Source organism: Rhizobium sp. TH135 (genome assembly GCF_002855515.1).
Lineage (GTDB): Bacteria > Pseudomonadota > Alphaproteobacteria > Rhizobiales > Rhizobiaceae > Allorhizobium.
In genome coordinates this window covers 35,146-55,943 of sequence record NZ_PKRP01000001.1, presented here as the reverse complement: position 1 = coordinate 55,943, position 20,798 = coordinate 35,146, and the positions used below count along the sequence as shown (strand labels likewise).

18 protein-coding genes are annotated in these 20,798 nt (G+C 61.7%); 6 read left to right on the top strand and 12 right to left on the bottom strand.

The window, feature by feature from the left end:
• Window positions 1–9 precede the first annotated feature (9 nt).
• Window positions 10–987 (bottom strand): thioredoxin-disulfide reductase, encoded by a 978-nt coding sequence (trxB, locus tag C0V73_RS00285; RefSeq protein WP_102018008.1) that lies wholly within the window; start codon window positions 985–987, stop codon window positions 10–12.
• Window positions 988–1,224: 237 nt separating this feature from the next.
• Here trxB and C0V73_RS00280 point away from each other — a divergent pair, with 237 nt between their 5' ends.
• Window positions 1,225–1,692: an Lrp/AsnC family transcriptional regulator gene (locus C0V73_RS00280; RefSeq protein WP_102018007.1), complete on the top strand. Its 468-nt coding sequence runs from the start codon at window positions 1,225–1,227 to the stop codon at window positions 1,690–1,692.
• 54 nt (window positions 1,693–1,746) lie between these two features.
• Window positions 1,747–2,484: a hypothetical protein gene (locus C0V73_RS00275; RefSeq protein ID WP_102018871.1), complete on the top strand. Its 738-nt coding sequence runs from the start codon at window positions 1,747–1,749 to the stop codon at window positions 2,482–2,484.
• Here the strand turns inward: C0V73_RS00275 and C0V73_RS00270 are convergent.
• The 3 genes from C0V73_RS00270 to greA are packed head-to-tail and all read right to left on the bottom strand — an operon-like array spanning window position 2,438 to window position 4,889.
• A complete protein-coding gene (locus tag C0V73_RS00270; protein ID WP_143708293.1) occupies window positions 2,438–3,325 on the bottom strand; it encodes a glycosyltransferase family 25 protein in 888 nt (295 codons plus the stop codon). The genes C0V73_RS00275 and C0V73_RS00270 overlap by 47 nt on opposite strands.
• Before the next feature lie 3 nt (window positions 3,326–3,328).
• Entirely contained in the window at window positions 3,329–4,396 is a 1,068-nt protein-coding gene (locus C0V73_RS00265; protein ID WP_102018005.1) for a glycosyltransferase family 4 protein, read from the bottom strand.
• 16 nt (window positions 4,397–4,412) lie between these two features.
• The gene (gene greA / locus C0V73_RS00260; protein ID WP_102018870.1) at window positions 4,413–4,889 is read right to left on the bottom strand and encodes a transcription elongation factor GreA; all 477 of its coding nucleotides are present in this window, start codon (window positions 4,887–4,889) and stop codon (window positions 4,413–4,415) included.
• Between the two features lie 268 nt (window positions 4,890–5,157).
• Here greA and C0V73_RS00255 point away from each other — a divergent pair, with 268 nt between their 5' ends.
• Window positions 5,158–6,387, top strand: a complete 1,230-nt coding sequence (locus C0V73_RS00255; RefSeq protein WP_102018004.1) for a putative DNA modification/repair radical SAM protein — start codon at window positions 5,158–5,160, stop codon at window positions 6,385–6,387.
• Window positions 6,387–7,847, top strand: coding sequence for a UdgX family uracil-DNA binding protein (locus C0V73_RS00250; protein WP_102018003.1), 1,461 nt, complete (start codon window positions 6,387–6,389; stop codon window positions 7,845–7,847). The genes C0V73_RS00255 and C0V73_RS00250 overlap by 1 nt, the downstream gene beginning before the upstream one ends.
• 9 nt (window positions 7,848–7,856) lie before the next feature.
• Here C0V73_RS00250 and C0V73_RS00245 read toward each other — a convergent pair whose 3' ends face one another.
• Together C0V73_RS00245 and C0V73_RS00240 are read right to left on the bottom strand one after the other, a co-directional pair.
• Window positions 7,857–9,401: an MFS transporter gene (locus C0V73_RS00245; protein WP_102018002.1), complete on the bottom strand. Its 1,545-nt coding sequence runs from the start codon at window positions 9,399–9,401 to the stop codon at window positions 7,857–7,859.
• Between the two features lie 166 nt (window positions 9,402–9,567).
• Window positions 9,568–10,785 (bottom strand): DUF2235 domain-containing protein, encoded by a 1,218-nt coding sequence (locus tag C0V73_RS00240; protein WP_102018001.1) that lies wholly within the window; start codon window positions 10,783–10,785, stop codon window positions 9,568–9,570.
• A 253-nt stretch (window positions 10,786–11,038) separates the two neighbouring features.
• Between C0V73_RS00240 and C0V73_RS00235 the strand changes: the two genes are divergently transcribed.
• Window positions 11,039–11,899, top strand: coding sequence for a DMT family transporter (locus tag C0V73_RS00235; protein WP_102018000.1), 861 nt, complete (start codon window positions 11,039–11,041; stop codon window positions 11,897–11,899).
• 23 nt (window positions 11,900–11,922) lie between these two features.
• Here C0V73_RS00235 and C0V73_RS00230 read toward each other — a convergent pair whose 3' ends face one another.
• The 5 genes from C0V73_RS00230 to carB all read right to left on the bottom strand — a co-directional run bounded on the left by C0V73_RS00230 (window position 11,923) and on the right by carB (window position 17,193).
• Window positions 11,923–12,393: an SRPBCC family protein gene (locus tag C0V73_RS00230; protein WP_102017999.1), complete on the bottom strand. Its 471-nt coding sequence runs from the start codon at window positions 12,391–12,393 to the stop codon at window positions 11,923–11,925.
• A gap of 1 nt (window position 12,394) precedes the next feature.
• Window positions 12,395–12,835, bottom strand: coding sequence for an SRPBCC domain-containing protein (locus C0V73_RS00225; protein WP_102017998.1), 441 nt, complete (start codon window positions 12,833–12,835; stop codon window positions 12,395–12,397).
• Complete coding sequence (locus C0V73_RS00220; RefSeq protein WP_102017997.1) at window positions 12,832–13,185, bottom strand: metalloregulator ArsR/SmtB family transcription factor; 354 nt, start codon at window positions 13,183–13,185, stop codon at window positions 12,832–12,834. Before C0V73_RS00220 ends, C0V73_RS00225 begins: the two co-directional genes overlap by 4 nt.
• 128 nt (window positions 13,186–13,313) lie before the next feature.
• A complete protein-coding gene (locus tag C0V73_RS00215; RefSeq protein ID WP_102017996.1) occupies window positions 13,314–13,499 on the bottom strand; it encodes a hypothetical protein in 186 nt (61 codons plus the stop codon).
• Between the two features lie 211 nt (window positions 13,500–13,710).
• On the bottom strand, window positions 13,711–17,193 hold the full coding sequence (carB, locus tag C0V73_RS00210; RefSeq protein WP_102017995.1) for a carbamoyl-phosphate synthase large subunit: 3,483 nt from the start codon (window positions 17,191–17,193) through the stop codon (window positions 13,711–13,713).
• 249 nt (window positions 17,194–17,442) lie between these two features.
• On the opposite strand from carB, the gene C0V73_RS00205 reads away from it, so the two are divergent.
• Window positions 17,443–18,162: a DUF1868 domain-containing protein gene (locus C0V73_RS00205; RefSeq protein ID WP_102017994.1), complete on the top strand. Its 720-nt coding sequence runs from the start codon at window positions 17,443–17,445 to the stop codon at window positions 18,160–18,162.
• Window positions 18,163–18,228: 66 nt separating this feature from the next.
• On the opposite strand, the gene C0V73_RS00200 is transcribed toward C0V73_RS00205, so the two are convergent.
• Window positions 18,229–20,607, bottom strand: a complete 2,379-nt coding sequence (locus tag C0V73_RS00200) for a methyl-accepting chemotaxis protein (RefSeq protein WP_102017993.1) — start codon at window positions 20,605–20,607, stop codon at window positions 18,229–18,231.
• Window positions 20,608–20,798 lie beyond the last annotated feature (191 nt).

Sequence of the window (20,798 nt, the reverse complement as noted above, 5' to 3'; positions counted from 1 at the left end):
TCATGGCGGTTATTCCGCCGCTTGTTGTGTCTCGAGGGGCAAGGCCGAGAGGAAGCGTTCGGCTTCAAGAGCCGCCATGCATCCCATGCCGGCCGCAGTAATGGCCTGGCGATAGACATCGTCGGTGACGTCACCGGCGGCGAAGATGCCGGCCACGTCGGTTGCGGTCGAATCTGGAGCGGTCCAGAGATAGCCGTTGGACTTGATCTTCAGCTTGCCCTTGAAGAGTTCCACGGCGGGCGCATGGCCGATCGCGACGAAGACACCGTCAATCGGCATGTCGGTTACGGCGCCGGTCAGGGCATCCTTCAGCTTCACGCCCGAGACGGAGGGCGGCATCGGCGGCTTGGCCGGGGCGCCGGTGATTTCCTCGACGGTCGTGTTCCAGAGAACGCGGATGTTCTCCTTTGCGAAGAGGCGCTCCTGCAGGATCTTCTCGGAGCGGAAACTGTCGCGGCGATGGACGACGGTGACCGACTTGCAGATATGCGAGAGATAGAGCGCTTCTTCGACGGCGGAGTTACCGCCACCAACGACGATCACATCCTTGTTGCGATAGAAGAAGCCGTCGCAGGTGGCGCAGGCGGAGACGCCGAAGCCCTGGAAGTGCTGTTCGCTTTCGATGCCGAGCCACTTGGCCTTGGCGCCGGTGCAGATGATCAGCGTATCGGCCGTCCAGACCTGGCCGCTGTCGGTCTTCACCGTGAAGGGACGATGGCTTGTGTCGACTTCAGTGACGAGATCGCTGACGATTTCGGTGCCGACGTGGATGGCCTGATTGAGCATCTGCTCCATCAGCCAGGGACCCTGGATCGGGTCCGCGAAGCCCGGATAGTTCTCCACATCTGTGGTGATCATCAACTGGCCGCCCTGTTCCATGCCGGCGATCAGGACCGGCTTCAGCATGGCGCGGGCAGCATAGATGGCGGCGGTGTAGCCGGCAGGGCCGGAGCCGATGATCAGCACCTTGGTGTGGCGGGCAGTCATGTCGCTTCCTTTCAACGCGCGGTCCGTCTTTTCGACCGGGGCCTCGATATGGGGCTCACCCAGTCATCGCGCAACTGTCGCCCATTTAGGATCGAAGCGAAGCGCAGATCAAGGCGTAGCGCTGCATTAGCAACAGAGCTTTGCGCTGGCGCGCAATAATTGTGCGTGAGTGCGGAGGATTCTTGCCAATTCCCATCGTTGGAGTAGATAACGGACACATCTTTAAAAGGAGCGGCTGTGCTCAAGGTAGAACTCGACGCCATCGACCTGCGAATTCTGAAAGAATTGCAGCGGGACGGGCGGATGACGAATGTGGAACTGTCAGAGCGTGTCGGCATCTCCGCGCCGCCCTGCCTGCGCCGGGTGCGCAAGCTGGAAGAGGCGGGCGTGATCGAAAGCTATCACGCAGACTTGAACGCCAGCCGGCTGGGCTACGATCTCGTCGCCTTCTGCATGGTGGGGCTCAAACACCAGTCGGAGGCCAATCTCAAGGCCTTTGCCGCTGCCACCGACAGCTGGCCGATCGTGCGCCAGGCCTGGATGGTGAACGGCGACAGTGACTTCCTGCTGCATTGCGTGGCCGAAAACCTGACGCGCTTTCAGGACTTCGTCATCGAAGTGCTGACCGCGAACGAACACGTCGACACGGTCAGGACGATGCTGACGATCCGGCAGGTGAAGAAGCTGGGTATGGTGGAGATCTGAGGAAGGCGGGGACGAGAATGCTGAAAGCAGCTGGCGGCTGAAAGGGTGACCTTCGTGGTACGAAAAAAGACTTCTTTTGAGCGGTTCTTTTCTCTGAATTGGCATCGAAAGCGTTTGGGTGGCGCAAAGCATATTCAATCCTTTGCTGACTTTGCCGCGATGAAGATGGCGGTAGTTGATGGCGACGTTCCTGTGCAGACACGTGGCTCGTCGAAGTCACTCGATGCGCATCTGGAGGATCTCAGGCGCGAATTCGTGGGACAGCCGGAATTGCTCTGGCATCATGCGAAACTGATCGTTCTCCTCCGCCGCGGAGTCGAGACTGACAAGGTGTTTGCTCAGTTCGAGAGTCTCTGGGAGCGGGAGGGGGCGTTCCTCGCAGCAGCGCTCAATTTGCGCTGGCTGGTCTCGGCCACGGATACCTTTGCCGACCATTCCCGGGATGCGGAGACCGCGACACTTGCTACCTTGGTGTCTTTGCTTGTCAACACCGTCAAGATCTATGAGACAGAGAGAGCGCTCGCTGAAGGGGGGGCTCTGCCGCTTTCGCAGGCGAAAATAGAGCGGGTGCAGGACGAGCTAGTGCCACTGTTTTCAGGGCTTTCCTGTTTCACTGTTGGTACAGACGATACCTTGCGCAACATGCGCTGGCGCCTTGATCCGCTGATGGAGAAGGGGCCTGTCGGGCTCATTCTCAAGACCGTTTTTGACCGTCTACAGGTGGAAGACACAGCCTACGCGCGGCTCAAGGCGCATCATCGCCGTGAGAGGACCGGGTGGTGGTCGGAGTGATCGCCTGTAGTCGGTTAAGGTGATTGAAATCCTCGGGACGGACCGAAAGCAGCACTCGTTCTGCGCGGTTCCAGACTTGCAGTTGACGCAGGCCCATTCTCGCCTGCGCTGTCAAACGCCGGAGGCGCTGATGCCATGTCCGGTTCTTACACACCACCGCTCCGTGCGTGATGGAGGAATTTGTCTGGAGGGGGACTTTTACCTGTTCCGCTGAGGCTCTGTCGCTCTGAAATGCGAGGGGCGGGACTGCCTGGAATGCCTTAAGGCTGTAGCAGGCGCAGATTATGGCATCAGCTAGGCCACAGCTAGTCTCGCTCGCTGCTAGGAGTTTGCGCGCGCCGGTGGGCCAGAGGATGTAAGCGGCAGCTCCAGTTCGATCCTGGTAGAGCCTTTTTAACGGCAGATCGTTGGCAGGCACCCGGGAGAGCAGTTTTTTGCGGCCACGTGTCTCCAAGGTGATGAAGTCGATCCCGGCTGCCCCCTCGAGACGGACAAGCAAAGCGGGGAGCGTCTGCGATAGGATGGCGTCATCCTCCAAGATCAGCACAGGTTTGTCCTGAGCTGCCACGACTTGCCAGGCTTGTTGATGGCTAAGGAGGCAGGCGCGTTCGGCCCGCCCGAGCGGACGTTCCCAGGTGTCCCAATAGGGAAGATCCGCAACTTCATCCGCGCTTTTGTCAACCGCCGGCAGGCGATCAAACGCAATGCCGAGATGCGACAGCTGTAAATTCTGGAAAACTAGCCGCTCCGCCGCCGTTTCGAGGTTGATCACTAATGCCTTCATTTTCTTCTCAATACGAGGAAAGGGCGACTTTATCGTGAAGCTGATTGCAGTGATCAAGCGTCAGGCTGCGCCTCTTTTGTATAATACTCCCAGAGTCTCCGCTTCGCCCTCAAGAGCAAACAGTGTTTTCGTGCGTTCCCGCGCCGTCATCGCATGATCCTGCAGGGCGTCCACATCACCCATCATCACTCCGGCCGCAAGTACCATGCGGGACAGATCGTTTGCCGGAATCAACTTTCCTGTCTCTCCTTCGACAATCAGCTCCGAGAATGCCCCGACATCGGTGGCCACCACTGGCACGGCGGTCGCCATGGCCTCCAGGGGCGTCAGGCCGAAGCCTTCCCAGCGTTGAGGGGCGACGAACAGGTCGAGGGTCCGGTACCAGTCGGCGATGTTGGTGTGTTCTCCGACAAAAAGGATGCGGTCGGCGAGGCCTGCCTGCTTGACCTTCGCCTTCAGTCCGTTTTCGAAGTCGATATGCTTTGCGGTGGCGCGACCGGCGATGATGGCGGCCCAGCCGGGATGCGACGGCAGGAGCTCGATCATTGCGTCGACGAAGAGGTCGGTACCCTTCTGGTGGCGGACGCGACCGAAGCAGCCGATGTAATTCAGGTCAGGATCGAGGCCGCAGGCGCGTTTCGCCTGATCCTTATCATCGGCTGGCCTAAAAATCTCGCAGTCGATGCCGTGCATGACGACGGTGCTGGGAACTTCCAGATAGCCGGCCGTCTTGGCGCTCGTCGCGATCACGGCGTCCATCTGGCGGATCAGGAATTTCGTCCAGCCGGAATGCTTGCGTTGCGAAGCGGAGGTGAAGACAAGCTTCAGGGGCATGCGCAGGATGTCGCGCAGCAATATGCCCGGCAGCATTTCGATGTTGCGGCGCGCGTGCCAGACACGGTTCCTCCTGCCCTCCGGTGCGCGCCAGAGCTTCCAAAGGTCGCGGAAACGTAAGTGCGGGAGATGGGGCGGGAGACCCGGTCCGAGAACCGCGACCTTCTGGCCGAGGCGGTTCTGGACAGGTACGAGCTGGATAATTGTCGAGGTGACGCCGGAGAGGCGTTGCTTGAAGTTCGGTGCGATGACGTGGACCCCTGCTGGGTCCACGTAAATCTTACGCTTCGGCATCACAGGGACCGGTCCATCAGCCCCACTTGACCGCGAGAATCTCGTAGGCCTTAGAGCCGCCGGGGGCGACGACTTCGATGTTGTCGCCGACTTCCTTGCCGATCAGGGCGCGGGCGATCGGGGAAGAGATCGAGATGCGGCCGGCCTTCACGTCGGCTTCCTGGTCGCCGACGATCTGGTAGGTCTTCTCTTCGTCGGTGTCTTCGTCGATCAGCTTGACGGTCGCGCCGAACTTGATCGTGGAGCCGGACATCTTCGAGAGGTCGATGACTTCTGCGCGGGCGATCAGGTCCTCGAGTTCGCCGACACGGCCCTCGTTGTGGCTCTGGGCTTCCTTGGCTGCGTGATATTCCGCATTTTCGGAAAGGTCGCCATGGGCGCGCGCCTCTGCGATCGCCTCGATGATGCGCGGACGCTCTTCCTGCTGGCGCCAGCGCAACTCTTCGTTGAGCTTGGCGAAGCCGTTCTGCGTCATCGGTACCTTTTCTACCATTTCTTTATCCTTCGTCTTCATGGCCGCAGGCGCGGGCACAAAAGAAAACAGGTTCCGAAGCAAAGCTGCGGAACCGTGTCACAAATCAGGTTGACCAACACTATAGCAGAATGCCCGCCGCAATTTCCAGAGTTTTCGACATGCCATCCCCGACCGCTCATTTCTGCGCCAAAAACCGAGCAATATCAGAGGGTAAATTCGTGGACGGACGGAATGCCGCAGGGGAGTTTCTTGACGAAAGTCATGAGAACGTTTAGAGAACGAGCTTATGAAGAAGTCGCTCAAAGAACGCCTCGCCATTCTCTCCGACGCCGCAAAATACGATGCATCCTGCGCGTCCAGCGGTACGACGAAACGCGACTCCTCGGCCTCGGGTGGTCTCGGTTCGACAGAAGGGTCGGGCATATGCCATGCCTACGCCCCTGACGGGCGTTGCATCTCGCTGTTGAAAATTCTGCTCACGAACTTCTGCATCTACGATTGCGCCTATTGCATCAACCGGTCCTCGAGCAATGTGGAGCGCGCGCGCTTTACGCCTGATGAAGTGGTGTGGCTGACGATCGAGTTCTATCGGCGGAATTACATCGAGGGCCTGTTCCTCTCGTCCGGCATCATCCGATCGTCTGATGACACGATGGCCGAGATGGTCAAGGTCGCCCGGGATCTCCGGACGAAGCATGACTTCCGTGGCTATATCCATCTGAAGACGATCCCGGAGGCCTCTGCGCATCTGGTCGAAGAGGCCGGCCTCTATGCCGATCGCCTGTCGATCAATATCGAGCTTCCGACCGATCACGGGCTGGAGCGCTACGCGCCGGAGAAGCGGCCGGTGAACATTCGTCGCTCCATGGCCGACTTGCGGCTCAAGATCGACGAAGCTCGCGAGCCGACACATACAGGCCGTCGCAAGAAGTTCGTGCCCGGCGGGCAGAGCACGCAGATGATCGTCGGGGCTGATGGCGCCGATGATGCAACCATTCTCGGATCGAGTGCTCGGCTCTACAGCAGCTATGGTCTGAAACGTGTCTACTATTCCGCGTTCAGTCCGATCCCCGATAGTTCCCGCAATCTGCCGCTGATCAAGCCGCCGCTGATGCGTGAGCACAGACTATACCAGGCGGACTGGCTCTATCGCTTCTATGGATTCTCCGTCGAGGAGATCGCCTCGATCGGGCAGGGCGGTATGCTCGATCTGGAGCTTGATCCGAAACTCGCCTGGGCGCTCGCCAATCGCGACCGGTTTCCTGTCGACGTGAACAAGGCGGACCGCGAGACGCTTTTGCGGGTGCCGGGCTTCGGCACGAAGACGGTGAATGGGCTTTTGTCGGCGCGGCGCCATAGGCGTGTGCGTCTGGAAGATCTGTCACGGCTGGGTGTGTCCTTGAAGAAGGTGCGGTCCTTCATCGTGGCTGAAGGCTGGTCGCCGCATAACAGCCTCGACCGCTCCGATCTGCGCGCCGTGTTCGCGCCACCCGCCGAACAGCTATCGCTTTTCTGATGCGCACGGTCACGCTCGAGGGACAGGGCGATTTCGGCGAGTGGCGGGATGCGGCTCGGCGGTTGCTTGTCGATGCAGTCACGCCCGATCAGGTGCGGTGGCAGCTATCGGGGCAGGGCGGTGATCTCTTCGGATCCATGGCGGAAGCGACGACCAACGAAGGCGGGACGTCTGATATTGTCGTGCCGAAGGGCTTCATCGAGGCCGCAGAAGCGGCGATCTGCCATTCCGATCCGGATCGTTTTGCACTTCTCTATCGTATTCTCTGGCGGCTGCAGGAGGAGCGCAGCCTCTTGCAGGTTTCCTCCGATGTCGACATTTCTCAGCTGACGCGACTGATCAAGAATGTCAGGCGCGACAGCCACAAAATGAAGGCCTTCGTGCGGTTCCGCGAGGTGGAAGGCTTGCAGGCGGCGCGTCGGCGTTTCGTCGCCTGGTTCGAGCCGGAGCATTTCATCGTCTCGCGCACGGCTGGCTTCTTTCAGCGGCGATTCACCGACATGGACTGGCTGATCGCAACGCCCAAGGGTTCTGCGGCCTGGAACGGCGAGGAGTTGAAGACCTCGCGTGAGCCGGCTGCCCGGCCTGAGGCCGAGGATGAGACGGACGAACTCTGGCGCACCTATTTTGCCAACATCTTCAACCCGGCACGATTGAAGATCCGGGCCATGCAGTCGGAGATGCCGAAGAAATACTGGAAGAACATGCCGGAGGCGTCGCTTATTCCGGACCTGATCGCGGGCGCGGAACGTCGGGTGGCCGAAATGGCTGCGCGACAGGCAAGCCAGCCGCCGGCCTTTCACGAGCGGTTGCAGGCGCAATGGCGTGGGCGGGAAGACGAGGGCGGGGACGCTGATCTCTCACCACTGGCGCGGCTGCGCGAAGAGGCGGCCGGGTGCACGCGCTGTCCCCTGCATTGCCATGCAACGCAGACGGTGTTCGGCGAGGGGCCTGACCAAGCGGATATCATGTTTGTGGGCGAACAGCCCGGGGATACCGAGGATCTGGCGGGCAGGCCCTTTATCGGCCCGGCGGGCCAGGTGTTTGACGAGGCGGTGGGGGCGGCTGAGATCGAGCGGGGCGAGGTCTACGTCACCAATGCCGTCAAGCATTTCAAATACGAGCGGCGCGGCAAGCGCCGCATCCACATGCCTCCCGATGCCGGAGAGGTCGCCCATTGTCGATGGTGGGTGGCCAGGGAGATCGAGGTGATCAAGCCGCGCATCGTGGTGGCCCTGGGGGCGACGGCCTATCTTTCCCTCACCGGAGAAAGCCGACCGATCGCCGAAGTGCGCGGCATGCCGATCCCGATGCAGGATGACCGGATGCTGCTCGTCACCACGCACCCCGCTGCAATCTTGCGCATGCCGGATGCGGATCTGAAGGCACGCAGCCTCGCAGCGTTCCGCTCCGACCTACAGGGCGTGAAGCGTCTCTATGAGACGCTGCCTGCAGTTTGACCACGGTCTTCAATGCCCACCGATGCGGCTCTCATCCAGCTCCGTGCGTGCATAGACACGTGCGGCGATCACCGCGAGCAGGAGCAGGGTGACGGTCGCCAGCGCGCAGCAGAGCGCGAAGCCTCCGGCATAGCTTTCTCGTGCCACCACGATCCAGGGGGCAGCTTCGTTGCCGGTCGTGCGCGCCACTTCGAGCGCCGTGCCAAGCGCTGATGTGACCGCCGTCTGGTTCGCCGCGGAAAGGCCGCTGAGGTCCGCCGTCTGCATCCCGAAGCGATAGAAGAGCGTGCCGAGGCTGCCGAGGACTGCGACGCCCAGCGCTCCGCCGAATTCCGCACTGGTTTCCGAGATAGCGGAGGCCGAACCGGCTCGCGCGGGCGGTGCCGTGCCGACGATCAGGCCTGTTGTCGTGAGGATGACAGGCACGAAGCCGAGGCCCATGATCATGCTGGCGCCGAGCACGCCGACGAGGCTCGAATTCCAGGCCGCGACTGCCATCAATCCGGTGCCGAGCGCATTGACGACGAGGCCCAGCAGGACGGTTTTGACCGGCCCCAGCAGGTTGGTCACACGCCACGCCTGGAAGGACATGACGGTGAAGACCAGCGAGGAGGGGATGGACCAGAGGGCAGCTTCGAGTGGAGTCAGCCCGATCACGAGCTGCAGGAAGAGGTTCTGGAACAGGAAGATGCCGAAGATGAAGAAGACGCCCGCGAGATTGACCATCAGCGAGGCGGTGAAGGCCGGGATCCGAAACAACGCGAGGTCGATCATCGGGTGCTCCAGCACCTTCTGGCGCTTCACGAAGACCACACCGATGGCAAGGCCGAAGAGAATAGGCAGGAGCTGGAGCAGCTCGAAGCCTTCGGCGGCCATCTTCTTGAACCCGTAGACGACAGGCAGCACGGTCAGGAGCGATAGCGCAACGCTCAAGAGGTCCAGGCGGCCGGCATTTTCGTCCTTGTATTCCGGCAGCAGGAAGGGGGCACTTGCCAGAAGTGCTGCCATGATCGGGACGTTGATCAGGAAGACCGATCCCCAATGGAAATACTGCAGAAGCACGCCGCCGATCAGCGGGCCAATCAGGCCACCCAGCGCAAAGGCCGTGCCCCAGATGCTGATCGCGCGGTTGCGCTCCTGCTCGTCGCGGAAGAGATTGACGACAAGCGACAGCGTGGAGGGGGCGATGGTGGCGCCGGCAATGCCAAGCAGGGCACGGGCGATGATCAGCATCGAGGCGGTGTTGGCGAAGGCCGCAAAGACCGAGGCCGCGCCGAAGAAGAAGGCGCCGATCAGGAGCACCTTGCGGCGGCCGATGCGATCGCCGAGCGTGCCCATCGTGACCAGGAAGCCGGCGACCATGAAGCCGTAGATGTCGTTGATCCAGAGGAGCTGGGTGGCCGATGGATCCAGGTCGGCCACGATCGCCGGCATGGCGAGGAACAGGACCGAGAGGTCCATCGAATAGATCAGGCAGGCGATGGACAGGATCAGAAGGCCGATCCACTCCCGCCGCGTCGCCCTTTCGGCGGGGCCGTCAATCGTAACGGACATACGAATATCTCGAGTTTCAAACTGCGGCAGAGTGCCGTAGCGGCAGGCTTTCGACAAACGTCAAATTTTGATGGAACGCTTGAGCTGCTTTTATGTGTTGGCCGGATCCCATCCTGCTCACATCCTGGCAAATGCGGCGCGAGACGAGACGTGCAGGCCTCGGCGATCATTCCACAAAGACGACACCCGCGGGAAGATTTGGCGGGTTGTAGGACGTCGCGGCCTGACGAAGGCGGACGGAACCGTGGATGAGGGCCTCCTGTGGAATAAGGCGGTAATCCTGGCGTGGAAGGTAGATGCCCCCGGCAGGCCTGCCGCGGTTTCGCCAGGAGGTGGACGGGATCCTTCTTGGTACCCATTCGACTAGGGGCCAAAGCTTCTTCATGGAGTCGTGGAGCGGCACGGTGGCATCCGGCTGGACATATTTCGTATTGCCTTTTCCCTCCACCAATTGCTCCACCATGCGTGGTCGATAGATGAGGCCGGTGGTCTGTGTTTCCTTGATCATCCATTGCAGCGGGATCTTGATCTGCGCGCTTTCCTTCTCGGGCTCTCCGCCGCCGACATCACCGTGGACGCCCGCAAACCAGACTTCCTTCACGTCCTGCGGCCGGATCGCTTCCGGATTTCTCGGCTGAAACGGCCCACCCCAATAGGGCTGATCAGATGGCCAGAGTTCGGGCTGAAACATCGTGCGCCGTTCATCGATCGCGACAGCATGGCGGACCATTTCGACGCTGGCATTGCGATGCGTGAAGGGATGGGTCTTCAGTTGGGGGCCCCATTTGCCGGGTTCGATCACCGAGGCGACGGTGTCGAACAGGCCCAGCAGGCGGATCGGCGGGCGGTCGTTGCGGAGAGTTCGCTCATAGAGGCGCATGCTGTCGAACGCGGAAGGGGCGTCCCCTGTCGCCTGTTTCTGTCCCTTTTGTTCGTGCTCGGAGATGCCCTTGTACGTGCGGTAGGCGTAGTCGAGCAAGTTGAGGTGGATCTTATTCGTCAGGCCGAAGGCATGGATGAAGCCGGCGAGAACCCGCGCGGTATAGGCACCGCGGCTGAAGCCGAAGATATAGATGCGGTCTCGGTCGGTGTGGCGGCCGTCGCTGTCGACTGGGCCTGCATCGTAATGGTCGACGAGCACGCGGTAGGCTTCCTTGACGTTCTCATCCAGTCCCCAGCCTGTGGCCAGACCCCAGACTTCGGAGGCTCCGCGATGCATCTTTGACCAGGCATTGGCGGCGCCGAAGGTTCCGACCCCAGGATCGTAATAGACGATCTGCTCCTCGGAGCGCTTCAGGCAACCGAACAGGCGCAGGATGTTGGTGCGGTCTGCAGAAATCTCGTTGGAGGTCCCGTCGAACAGAATGACGATGTTCTTCGACATTTCATTTCTCCCGTTGTGCCCGTGGTCGTGCGATGGGTCATTTTGGTTGCGTTTGTGAAATTGTGCAACTTTATTTAGCAGGGCGCCCGGCGGGCTAAGGACGTGGGAGTTTGGGGACGAAGTCCTTGATCTCGCTTGCCGGATGGCAGCTTTTTCGCAGTCCTGGCTTGTAATGCCCGGGGAGCTCACGTTTAACAGGCGCACGGCGCGCCTTAACAGGTCAGTGCCGGGCATGGCGTGGAGGAGAGCCTCGTTGCAATCGACATTCGTTCTGACCGCGGTGGCCATGCTCGCCTTTGCCGCCAACTCGTTGCTTGCGCGCGAGGCGCTGGGCACCGTGTCGATCGAGGCCGCCGGTTATACGGCGGTCCGGATCGTCTCCGGTGCCATTGTGCTTTACGCCCTGATGCGGCGTGGTGGAACTGCGTTACGCTCGGACAGGCAGGCTGCGTTGCCTGGCGACTGGTGGGCAGCGGCCGCACTCTTTGTCTATGCCATCGCGTTTTCGGCCGCCTATCTTTCTCTGGGTGCCGCGACCGGTGCGCTCATTCTTTTCTCGTCCGTCCAGGCCAGCATGCTCGCCTTCGGCCTGCTGCGCGGGGACCGGCCCAGCCTTCGCGAAGCGATTGGTTTTGCAGTTGCTTTTGCAGCCTTCGTCTACCTGATCCTGCCGGGTGTCGGGCGTCCGGATCTTGGCGGGAGCCTTCTGATGATTGCCTCCGGCATTGCCTGGGCGGTTTATACCCTTCGCGGGCGTGGCTCCCGGGATCCGATCGGCGAGACTGCCGGCAATTTTGTGCGTGCCTCGGCATTCTGTGTGCCGCTCGCGGTATTTGCTGTCCTCTACGAGACCACGACGATGACCGGCCTAGCGCTTGCGCTTGGCTCGGGCATCGTCGCGTCCGGGCTCGGCTACTCCATCTGGTACCGGGCGCTGCGGGGTCTGACGACATTCCGGGCGGCGCTGATCCAGCTTTCGGTGCCGGTCATCGCCTCGCTCGGCGCGATCCTGTTTCTCGACGAGCAATTGACGCTGCACTTCGTGGTCGCCGGGGCCTTCGTCATCGGCGGCATCGCCTTTGCCATTCTCGCAAAGCAGCAGCGTCAAACCTGAAGCCAGTCTGCCGAGAGGGCGCCTCAGCTTAAGGCTTTAATATCCCGGGCGTAGGCGTCGAGGCGGGCCAGCGTCTGTTTGCCGCCCTCGACCGCTCCGAATTTCAACGTCGCATCGCGCGCTTCAGGCGTTGCGAAGATCAGGGTGAGGGTGACGCGGGTCTGGTCGCCTTCGGTTTTGAGCGTGATCACGCCGTGGAAATGTGCGGCCTCGCCCATCTCGCCACCGTGTTCATAGGCGATGCGTGTGGGTGGCGTGATCTCCTGATAGCGGATCCAGTTGGGCCAGTCCTTACCGTCGGGACCATGCATGGTGTAGCGCCAGAGCCCGCCGACGGAGAATTCCATCTCGTGCGTCTCGTTGCGGAAGCCGTCCGGCCCCCACCAGGCATCCAGATGGCGCGCATCGGTGAACATCTCGAAGACGAGATCGATCGGCGCGCCGACCAGACGCTCGACCTGAAGAATACGGGCAGGATCCAGTTCCGTAGCCATCTCAGCCTTCCGCTTCCAGAAGCACCTGTTCGAGGCGCTCGAAATTCTGCTCGTTTGCTGCGTGGATGAACTTTTGCAGTTCCCGGTTCTCATCCGTCGGTTCGAACAGCATGCGCCATGTGAGGCGCGTGCCTGCTTCGGCTTCCTCGAATGTCATCTCCAGTGTGAAGACATGCATCGGTTCATGGTGGTGGGCGACCAGCCGTCTTGCGGGTTCGATCTCGTGAAAGGTCCAGCGGTTGGCAAAATCGGTGCCGTCCGAGGAGGTCATCGTCACGCGCCAGTCACCGCCGACGCGGAAATCGAATTCGTCGATACGATTGGTGAAGCCATGCGGTCCCCACCAGAGCGCCAGTGTCTCGGGATCGGCGACTGCATTGAACACGGCAGTGGGTTCTGCGGACAGCAGGCGCTCGTTTACGATTTCCAGCTTTTCGGTCATGTCTCGTCTTCCTTCACGTCTTCGCGTTCTTTCTGGATCGCCGCCAGATACTCCTCCAGGCGATCGAAACGCTGCTCCCAGAGCTTGCGGTAGTCGCCCAGCCAGCCATCGACGGCCTTCAAGGGTTCAGGTTCAAGCCGGCAGGGGCGCCATTGGGCGCTGCGGCCGCGCGAAATCAGCTTGGCGCGCTCCAGCACCTTCAAATGCTTGGAGACGGCCGGCAGGCTCATAGCGAAAGGCTCTGCCAACTCGTTCACCGTTGCCTCGCCCGTTGACAGGCGCGCAAGGATGGCACGGCGCGTCGGGTCCGCCAGGGCGGCCAATGTCAGGGACAGGGGATCGCTGCTCATGATTAGCCACCAGGTTAATTAACTGCTTGGTTTATTAACCTGTCCGGCGCAGGGCGTCAAGCGCTGGTAGAGGTGTGCGCTGGCTCGCGTGGTCGATCACTGACGCCGGCGGGCCAGGGGGCCCACAATCAGCCGAACAATTCCAGAAGTGCCGAGATGACCGTCGCGCCGCCGATCGGGGCAACGAACAGCAGGAAGATGTTGAAGCCGACGATCACCATCAGCGTCTTCTGCTGGCGGGGTGTCAGGGAGGGGCGGTCCGGTTCTCCCGGCGGGTCCGGTGGCGGCGTGTAGTTGTTGAGGTCGAGAAACATGGCTGTGGACCTGTCTCGTCTGCCGGTCAGGAGGAGCGATCACTCTTACATAGGCGGCGGAGATGGATTTCCAGCTGGGGCGATCAGGAGTTTAGCCGCAGCCTCAATACACATTGCCTACAAACAAAAATCGCCGCATCCGAGGATGCGGCGACAATGTCTTCTCAGCGCTTGCTCAAGCCACCCTTGGAGCGGCCAAGACGCTGGCGCCTCAGAAATAGCTCTGCAGCGGGCGAACCTCGAGCTGGCCGCCCTTCAGTGCACGGATGGCTTCGGCGGCGGCAAGGGCGCCTGCCATGGTCGTGTAGTAGGGCACCTTCTGCATCAGGGCGGCGCGGCGCAGCGACTTCGAATCCGAGATCGCCTTGTTGCCGTCGGTCGTGTTGATGACCAGCTGAACCTGACGGTTGCGGATGGCGTCCTCAATGTGCGGACGACCTTCGAGCACCTTGTTGATCTTGATCGCCGGAATGTCGTTTTCGGCGAGGAAGCGCTGGGTGCCGCCGGTTGCCAGAACCTTGAAGCCGATCTGAGTCAGGATCAGGATTGCTGGCAGGACGCGTGCCTTGTCCTCGTCGCGGACGGAGACGAAGACCGTGCCGTCGCGCGGTAGCTCAACCGATGCGCCGAGCTGGCTCTTGGCAAAGGCCAGAGCGAAATCGGTGTCGAGGCCGATGACTTCACCCGTCGAGCGCATTTCCGGGCCGAGCAACGTGTCGACGCCGGGGAAGCGGGCGAACGGGAAGACGGCTTCCTTGACCGCGATGTGCTTGAGGTTGCGCGGATCGGGCTTCTTGCCATAGGCGGCGATCGCATCGTCGAGCTTTTCGCCGGTCATGATGCGGGCAGCGATCTTGGCGATCGGGGCGCCGATGGTCTTCGCCACGAAGGGCACCGTGCGCGAGGCGCGCGGGTTGACTTCGAGAACGTAGATCACGTCATCCTTGATGGCGTACTGGACGTTCATCAGGCCGCCGACATTGAGCGCCTTGGCCATGGCGGCCGTCTGGCGTTCCAGTTCATCGAGCGTTGCCTTGGAGAGCGAACGCGAGGGCAGCGAGCAGGCGCTATCACCCGAATGGATGCCGGCTTCCTCGATATGCTCCATGATGCCGGAGACGAAGACATTCTCGCCGTCGCAGAGGGCGTCGACGTCGACTTCGATGGCGTTGGTCAGGTAGCTATCGAAGAGCAGCGGGTTCTTGCCGAGCAGCGTGTTGATCTGGCCGGTCTTGTCGTTCGGGTAGCGCTGCTTGATGTCCTCGGGGACCAGACCCGGAACCGTGTCGAGCAGGTAGGACTGCAGCATCGATTCCGAATGGATGATCTGCATGGCGCGGCCGCCAAGCACGTAGGACGGGCGCACGACCAGCGGGAAGCCGATCTCGGACGCGACGAGGCGGGCCTGCTCGACGGAGTAGGCAATGCCATTGTTCGGCTGGTTGAGGTCAAGCTTCATAAGGAGCTTCTGGAAGCGGTCACGATCTTCGGCGAGGTCGATCATGTCGGGCGCCGTGCCGAGGATCGGGATGCCATTCTTTTCGAGCGCTTCGGCGAGCTTCAGCGGGGTCTGGCCGCCGAACTGGACGATGACGCCGACGACTTCACCCTTTTCCTGCTCAGCGCGCAGGATTTCGATCACGTCTTCGGCCGTCAGCGGCTCGAAATAGAGGCGGTCGGAGGTGTCGTAGTCGGTCGACACGGTTTCCGGGTTGCAGTTGATCATGATCGCTTCAAAGCCGGCATCCTTCAGGGCGAAGGCGGCGTGGCAGCAGCAATAGTCAAACTCGATGCCCTGGCCGATACGGTTCGGGCCGCCGCCGAGGATGACGACCTTCTTGCGATCAGAGACTTCAGCCTCGGAGCGCAGCGCGCCGACGAAGGGGGTCTCGTAGGTCGAGTACATGTAGGCGGTGGGCGATGCGAATTCGGCAGCGCAGGTGTCGATGCGCTTGAAGACCGGGCGGACGTTGAGGCCGTTGCGGAGCTCGGCGACTTCCTTCGGGCGCTTGCCGGAGAGCGAGGCGAGGCGGGCGTCGGAGAAGCCCATGGCCTTCAGCATGCGCAGGTTTTCGGCGTCTTCCGGCAGGCCGTGCTCGCGCACGCGTGCTTCCATGTCGGTGATCGCCTTGAACTGGGCGATGAACCACGGGTCGATCTTGCAGCCTTCGTGCACCTCTTCCGGCGACATGCCGAGGCGAAGCGCCTGGGCGACCATGCGCAGACGGTCGGGCGTCGGGGTGCCGATGGCAGCCCGGATGGCGTTCTTGTCGTCGCCCTGGCCAAGGCCGGGGATTTCGATCTCGTCGAGACCGGTGAGGCCGGTCTCAAGCCCGCGCAGTGCCTTCTGAAGCGATTCCGAGAAGGTACGGCCGATCGCCATGACTTCACCGACCGACTTCATGGCGGTGGTCAGCGTCGGTTCTGCGCCCGGGAATTTTTCGAAGGCGAAGCGCGGGATCTTGGTGACGACGTAGTCGATCGACGGTTCGAACGAGGCCGGCGTTGCGCCGCCAGTGATGTCGTTTTCCAGTTCGTCGAGTGTGTAGCCGATCGCGAGCTTGGCGGCGATCTTGGCGATCGGGAAGCCGGTTGCCTTCGAAGCGAGCGCGGACGAGCGCGAGACGCGCGGGTTCATTTCGATGACGACCAGACGCCCATCGGCCGGGTTGACGGCGAACTGCACGTTCGAGCCGCCGGTTTCAACGCCGATCTCGCGGAGAACCGCGATCGAGGCGTTGCGCATGATCTGGTATTCCTTGTCCGTCAGCGTCAGTGCCGGAGCAACGGTGATCGAGTCGCCGGTGTGAACGCCCATCGGATCGATGTTTTCGATCGAGCAGACGATGATGCAGTTGTCCGCCTTGTCGCGGACGACCTCCATTTCATACTCCTTCCAGCCGAGCACCGATTCTTCGATCAGGACTTCGGTGGTGGGAGAGGCGTCGAGGCCGGAATTGATGATCTCGTAGAATTCCGAGCGGTTGTAGGCAATGCCGCCGCCGGTGCCGCCCATGGTGAAGGACGGACGGATGATGGCGGGCAGGCCGACAACGTCGAGTGCCTGGGCAGCGATTGCCATGGCATGCGCCATGTAACGCTGCTTGCGGTCCGTCTCGCCGAGGTTCCACTGGTTTTCGAGTTCGTCGAGAGCCTTGTCGAGTTCGGCGCCTGACAGTTTCGCCTTCAGCTCGTTGCGGGCGACTTCATGCGTCTTGCGGTCGGCGTCCTTGATCTCGGTCGCATTGGCCAGCATCGACTTCGGCGTTTCAAGCCCGATGCGGGTCATGGCTTCGCGGAAGAGGGCGCGGTCTTCGGCCATGTCGATGGCGGCGGGCTTGGCGCCGATCATTTCGACATTGTAGCGGTCGAGCACGCCCATGCGCTTCAGCGAAAGCGCGGTGTTGAGTGCCGTCTGGCCGCCCATGGTGGGGAGCAGCGCGTCCGGGCGTTCCTTGGCGATGATCTTGGCGACGACTTCAGGCGTGATCGGCTCAACGTAAGTTGCGTCGGCAAGGCCCGGGTCAGTCATGATCGTGGCCGGGTTGGAATTCACCAGGATGACCCGGTAGCCTTCTTCCTTCAACGCCTTCACAGCCTGGGTGCCGGAATAGTCGAACTCGCATGCCTGGCCGATGACAATCGGCCCCGCGCCGATGATGAGGATGGACTTAATGTCTTGGCGCTTGGGCATGGATCTATCCGTTCTTTGACCTGCGCGAAAAACCGGCCTGGGTGAGGGAGGTCACCGGCCGGGCGCAGAGAGATGGTCTTTTCAGGCTAGAAGCGGCTTATAGGGAAATGTTGGCCGGGAAGGAACCCCATATTTGCAGCCTCCGACAGGAAAGTTGGGGAGGGACTTTGGCGCTCTCCCGGGGTGGCCGTCATACGCGCTTCGTGCAGGACGATTACCGCAAGCGGATCAGACCCGAAGGAACTGCACATGACCATTCCAGAACTCCCCGACCATCTTCGTTTCTCCTCCCGCAGCCTCAATCCCGGGCCAATCCCGCATCTCGGGATCCGCTACGATACCACCGGCAGGTTTTTGACCGAGCGCGGCAATACCGTGGTCTGCCATCTGGTCGAGGGTTCGGAGTCAGCTGCTGCGATTCTCGAGGCTCGGACCCGTTACACGTCGATGCCGCGTGCGGATAAACTCGCCTTCACGGCACCGTCCAGCCTGCATATGACTCTCTTCCAGGGGATCATCGAGACGCGACGGGCGCTGCCCTACTGGCCGGGCGATGTGCCGGTCGAAACGCCGGTCGACGACATGACGGGGATCTTCATGGACCGTCTGGCGCATTTCCGTTCAGGGCAAGCCTTTGCCGTCGAGGTGAAACACGCGACGCCGCTCGGGCTGGTCGTTGATGGGGTAACCGACGATGATCGGGCCGTCCTCAAGGACTGGCGCGACCGGCTCGCGGATCTCCTGGGCTATCGGCATCCGGACCACGAGACCTATGCCTTCCACATCACTTTCGCCTACATGATCGAGCGTTTCGACGATGCGACGCTGTCGGCCTGGATCCCGTTTCTTGAGGAGGTCGCCGCGGATATACGCCGCCGCGCTCCCGTCATCGAACTCAGGGCGCCGGCCTTCTGCGCCTTCGATGACATGAACCATTTCGAAGAGCTTTTGGTTTTCGAGCCGGCTTGAGGCCGTCGCCAACGAAAAATGGCGGGCCGAGGCCCGCCACATTAGGCATGCGTCTTTCAGACGATCTCAGAATTCTTCCCATTCCGCGCCGCTCGGGGCGGGCTTGGCGCCCATGGCGGAGGCGATCTTGCCGGCAAGGGCGCGGGCCGGGGAGGCGACCGGGCGCGCCGTTTCTGCGACCGTTGCAGGACGAGACGGGGCGACCGGACGGGCTGCCGTTTGTGTGGGCGCGGTAAAGCTGCGAGCGGCAGGCGCCGATGATGCCTGCTGTCGCGGACCGGAGCCGAGATTGAACTGGGCAAGGCGGGCCGAGAGCGACTGCACTTCCGAGACCAGCGTGTGGGAGGCCGCATTGGTCTCCTCGACCATGGCGGCGTTCTTCTGGGTGCCCTGATCCATGATGTTCACAGCCGCATTGATTTCGTGGAGGCCTGTCGACTGTTCGCGGGCGGCATCGACGATCGCATGAACATTGGTGTTGATCTGCTGCACTTCGGCGACGATGGCCGAGAGGGCCTCTCCCGTCTCGTCGACGAGCGACACGCCGTGCTTGACCTGTTCGCCCGAGGCGGTGATCAGGGCCTTGATTTCCTTTGCCGCATTGGCCGAACGCTGGGCAAGTTCGCGGACTTCCTGGGCGACGACGGCAAAGCCCTTGCCGGCCTCGCCAGCGCGGGCAGCCTCGACGCCGGCATTGAGCGCCAGAAGGTTCGTCTGGAAGGCGATTTCATCGATTACGCCGATAATGTTGGAGATCGACTGCGAGGACTGTTCGATCGCGCTCATGGCATCGATTGCCGAACGGACCACTTCGCCCGAACGTTCAGCGCTTTCTTTGGTGCGGCTGACCTGCTGGCCGGCCTCTTCCGCGCGCTGGGTCGATTCCTTGACCGAGCGGGTGATCTGGGAGAGGGCCGCCGAGGTTTCTTCGACCGAGGCTGCCTGCTGTTCGGTGCGGCGGGCGAGATCGTCGGCGGCCGAGCGGATCTCGTTCGAGCCGTTCTCGATGGTGGTGGCATTGTCGCGGAAGGAGATCATCGCGGCGCGCAGCTTCTCGATCGAGTCGTTGAAGTTGCCGCGGATCTCGTCGAGTGCCGGAGAGAAGGGCTTTTCCAGACGCACGGTCATATCGCCGTCCGACAGGCGAGCAAGGCCGGAGCGCAGTTCGTCGACGACGAAGCGGATCTCTTCCTCACGCGCCTTGTGGCCCTTGGAGCGTTCGACGCGTTCGACTTCTTCCTGCTCATAACGGGCTTCGGCGGCTTTTTCGAGCTCGACCTTCTTGCGATTGCTTTCCAGAAGCACGGCCAGCGAACGCGAGAGGTCGCCCAGTTCGTCGGCGCGGTCCTTGTCCGTCAGTTCGACGTCGAGGCGGCCGGCGGCGATATCGGTCGTCTGGCCGATGACGCGGTTGATGCGGCCGATGAAGCGGCGGGCGAGCAACCAGCCGACGACAATCAGGATCAGGGTCGCACCGGCGATGACGAGGGCCGAGGTCCAGACGGTCTCAGAGACTGCGCCGAGAACCGTTGCGCTCGGGACGGCCACGACGACGTTCCAGACGGCGCCGGGGAAAGGCTCGATCGGAACCGCGATTGCCATGCGCTCCACACCGTCCTTGTCGACCATGGTGCCAACAGATCCTGGGGACTTCAGCAGGCTTTCCCAGGCGGTGGCGTCAAGGCCGCTATCCTTCAGCGCCTTGCCCATGGCCGCCTTGTCCGGATGGCTGACGAAGGCGTTGGCAGAGGACAGGAGTGCCACATAGCCGTCGCCCAGGGGGCGTTTGGCGGCGAGATCGGCGGCTGTCTTGTCGAGGTCGATATCGGCGCCGACATAGCCGAGGGCCTTGCCGTTTTCCATCACCGGGATGGAGATGGTGGTCATCAGGACGTCTTTGCCGTCCACGGGATAGACATAGGGCTCGAGCAGAACCGTTTTCCCGGTCGTGACCGGCAGTTGGTAATAGTCGCCCGTCCCCGGCTTGTCGTAGTCAACAAGCACATCCGTCTTGATGGTCCCGCCCGCGCGATAGATGTATGGCACGAAGCGGCCCGTCTGATCGTGAGCGGGTTTGCCAACGAAGTCTGCATCCTTGCCATCGAAGGCATTGGGCTCCCAGCCCGTGGAGAGGCCGATGGCGCCCGGAAAGCCTTCGAGCGTTTTCGTCAGAACGGCCATCACCACGTCGCGATCGACTATTCCCTTCTCTCGCAGTGCGGAGACGGAATAGTCGAGACCAGCCACCATTTCGTGGGCGACGCTCAGGGTTCGATTGACCTCAGCTGCCGCGTCGGATGCGGCTGTCTGCATCTTGTCGATACCGGCCCCCCGGATCGTCCCGTAGCTCAGCCCGACCAGCGTCGCTGCGACGCCGATCGTGGTGACGACGCCCAATCCGACGGTCGAGAAGATGTTCCGGCTGGTGGCGGATTTGAATAACATGGGCCGTTCCCTCATGAGCCTATGACTGCAAGGCAGCGGACAACCGCCGCCGCGCCGGATTTGCGCCGGCCTTTGAAGCAGACTTTAGCTGCCCATGGTTAAGTAGATATTTATATTCGACGAAGCCGTTATGCGCTGCGCTGCTTGATTGGCAGACCGATTGACCGGAAGGTGGCCGGGATTTCGCGAGT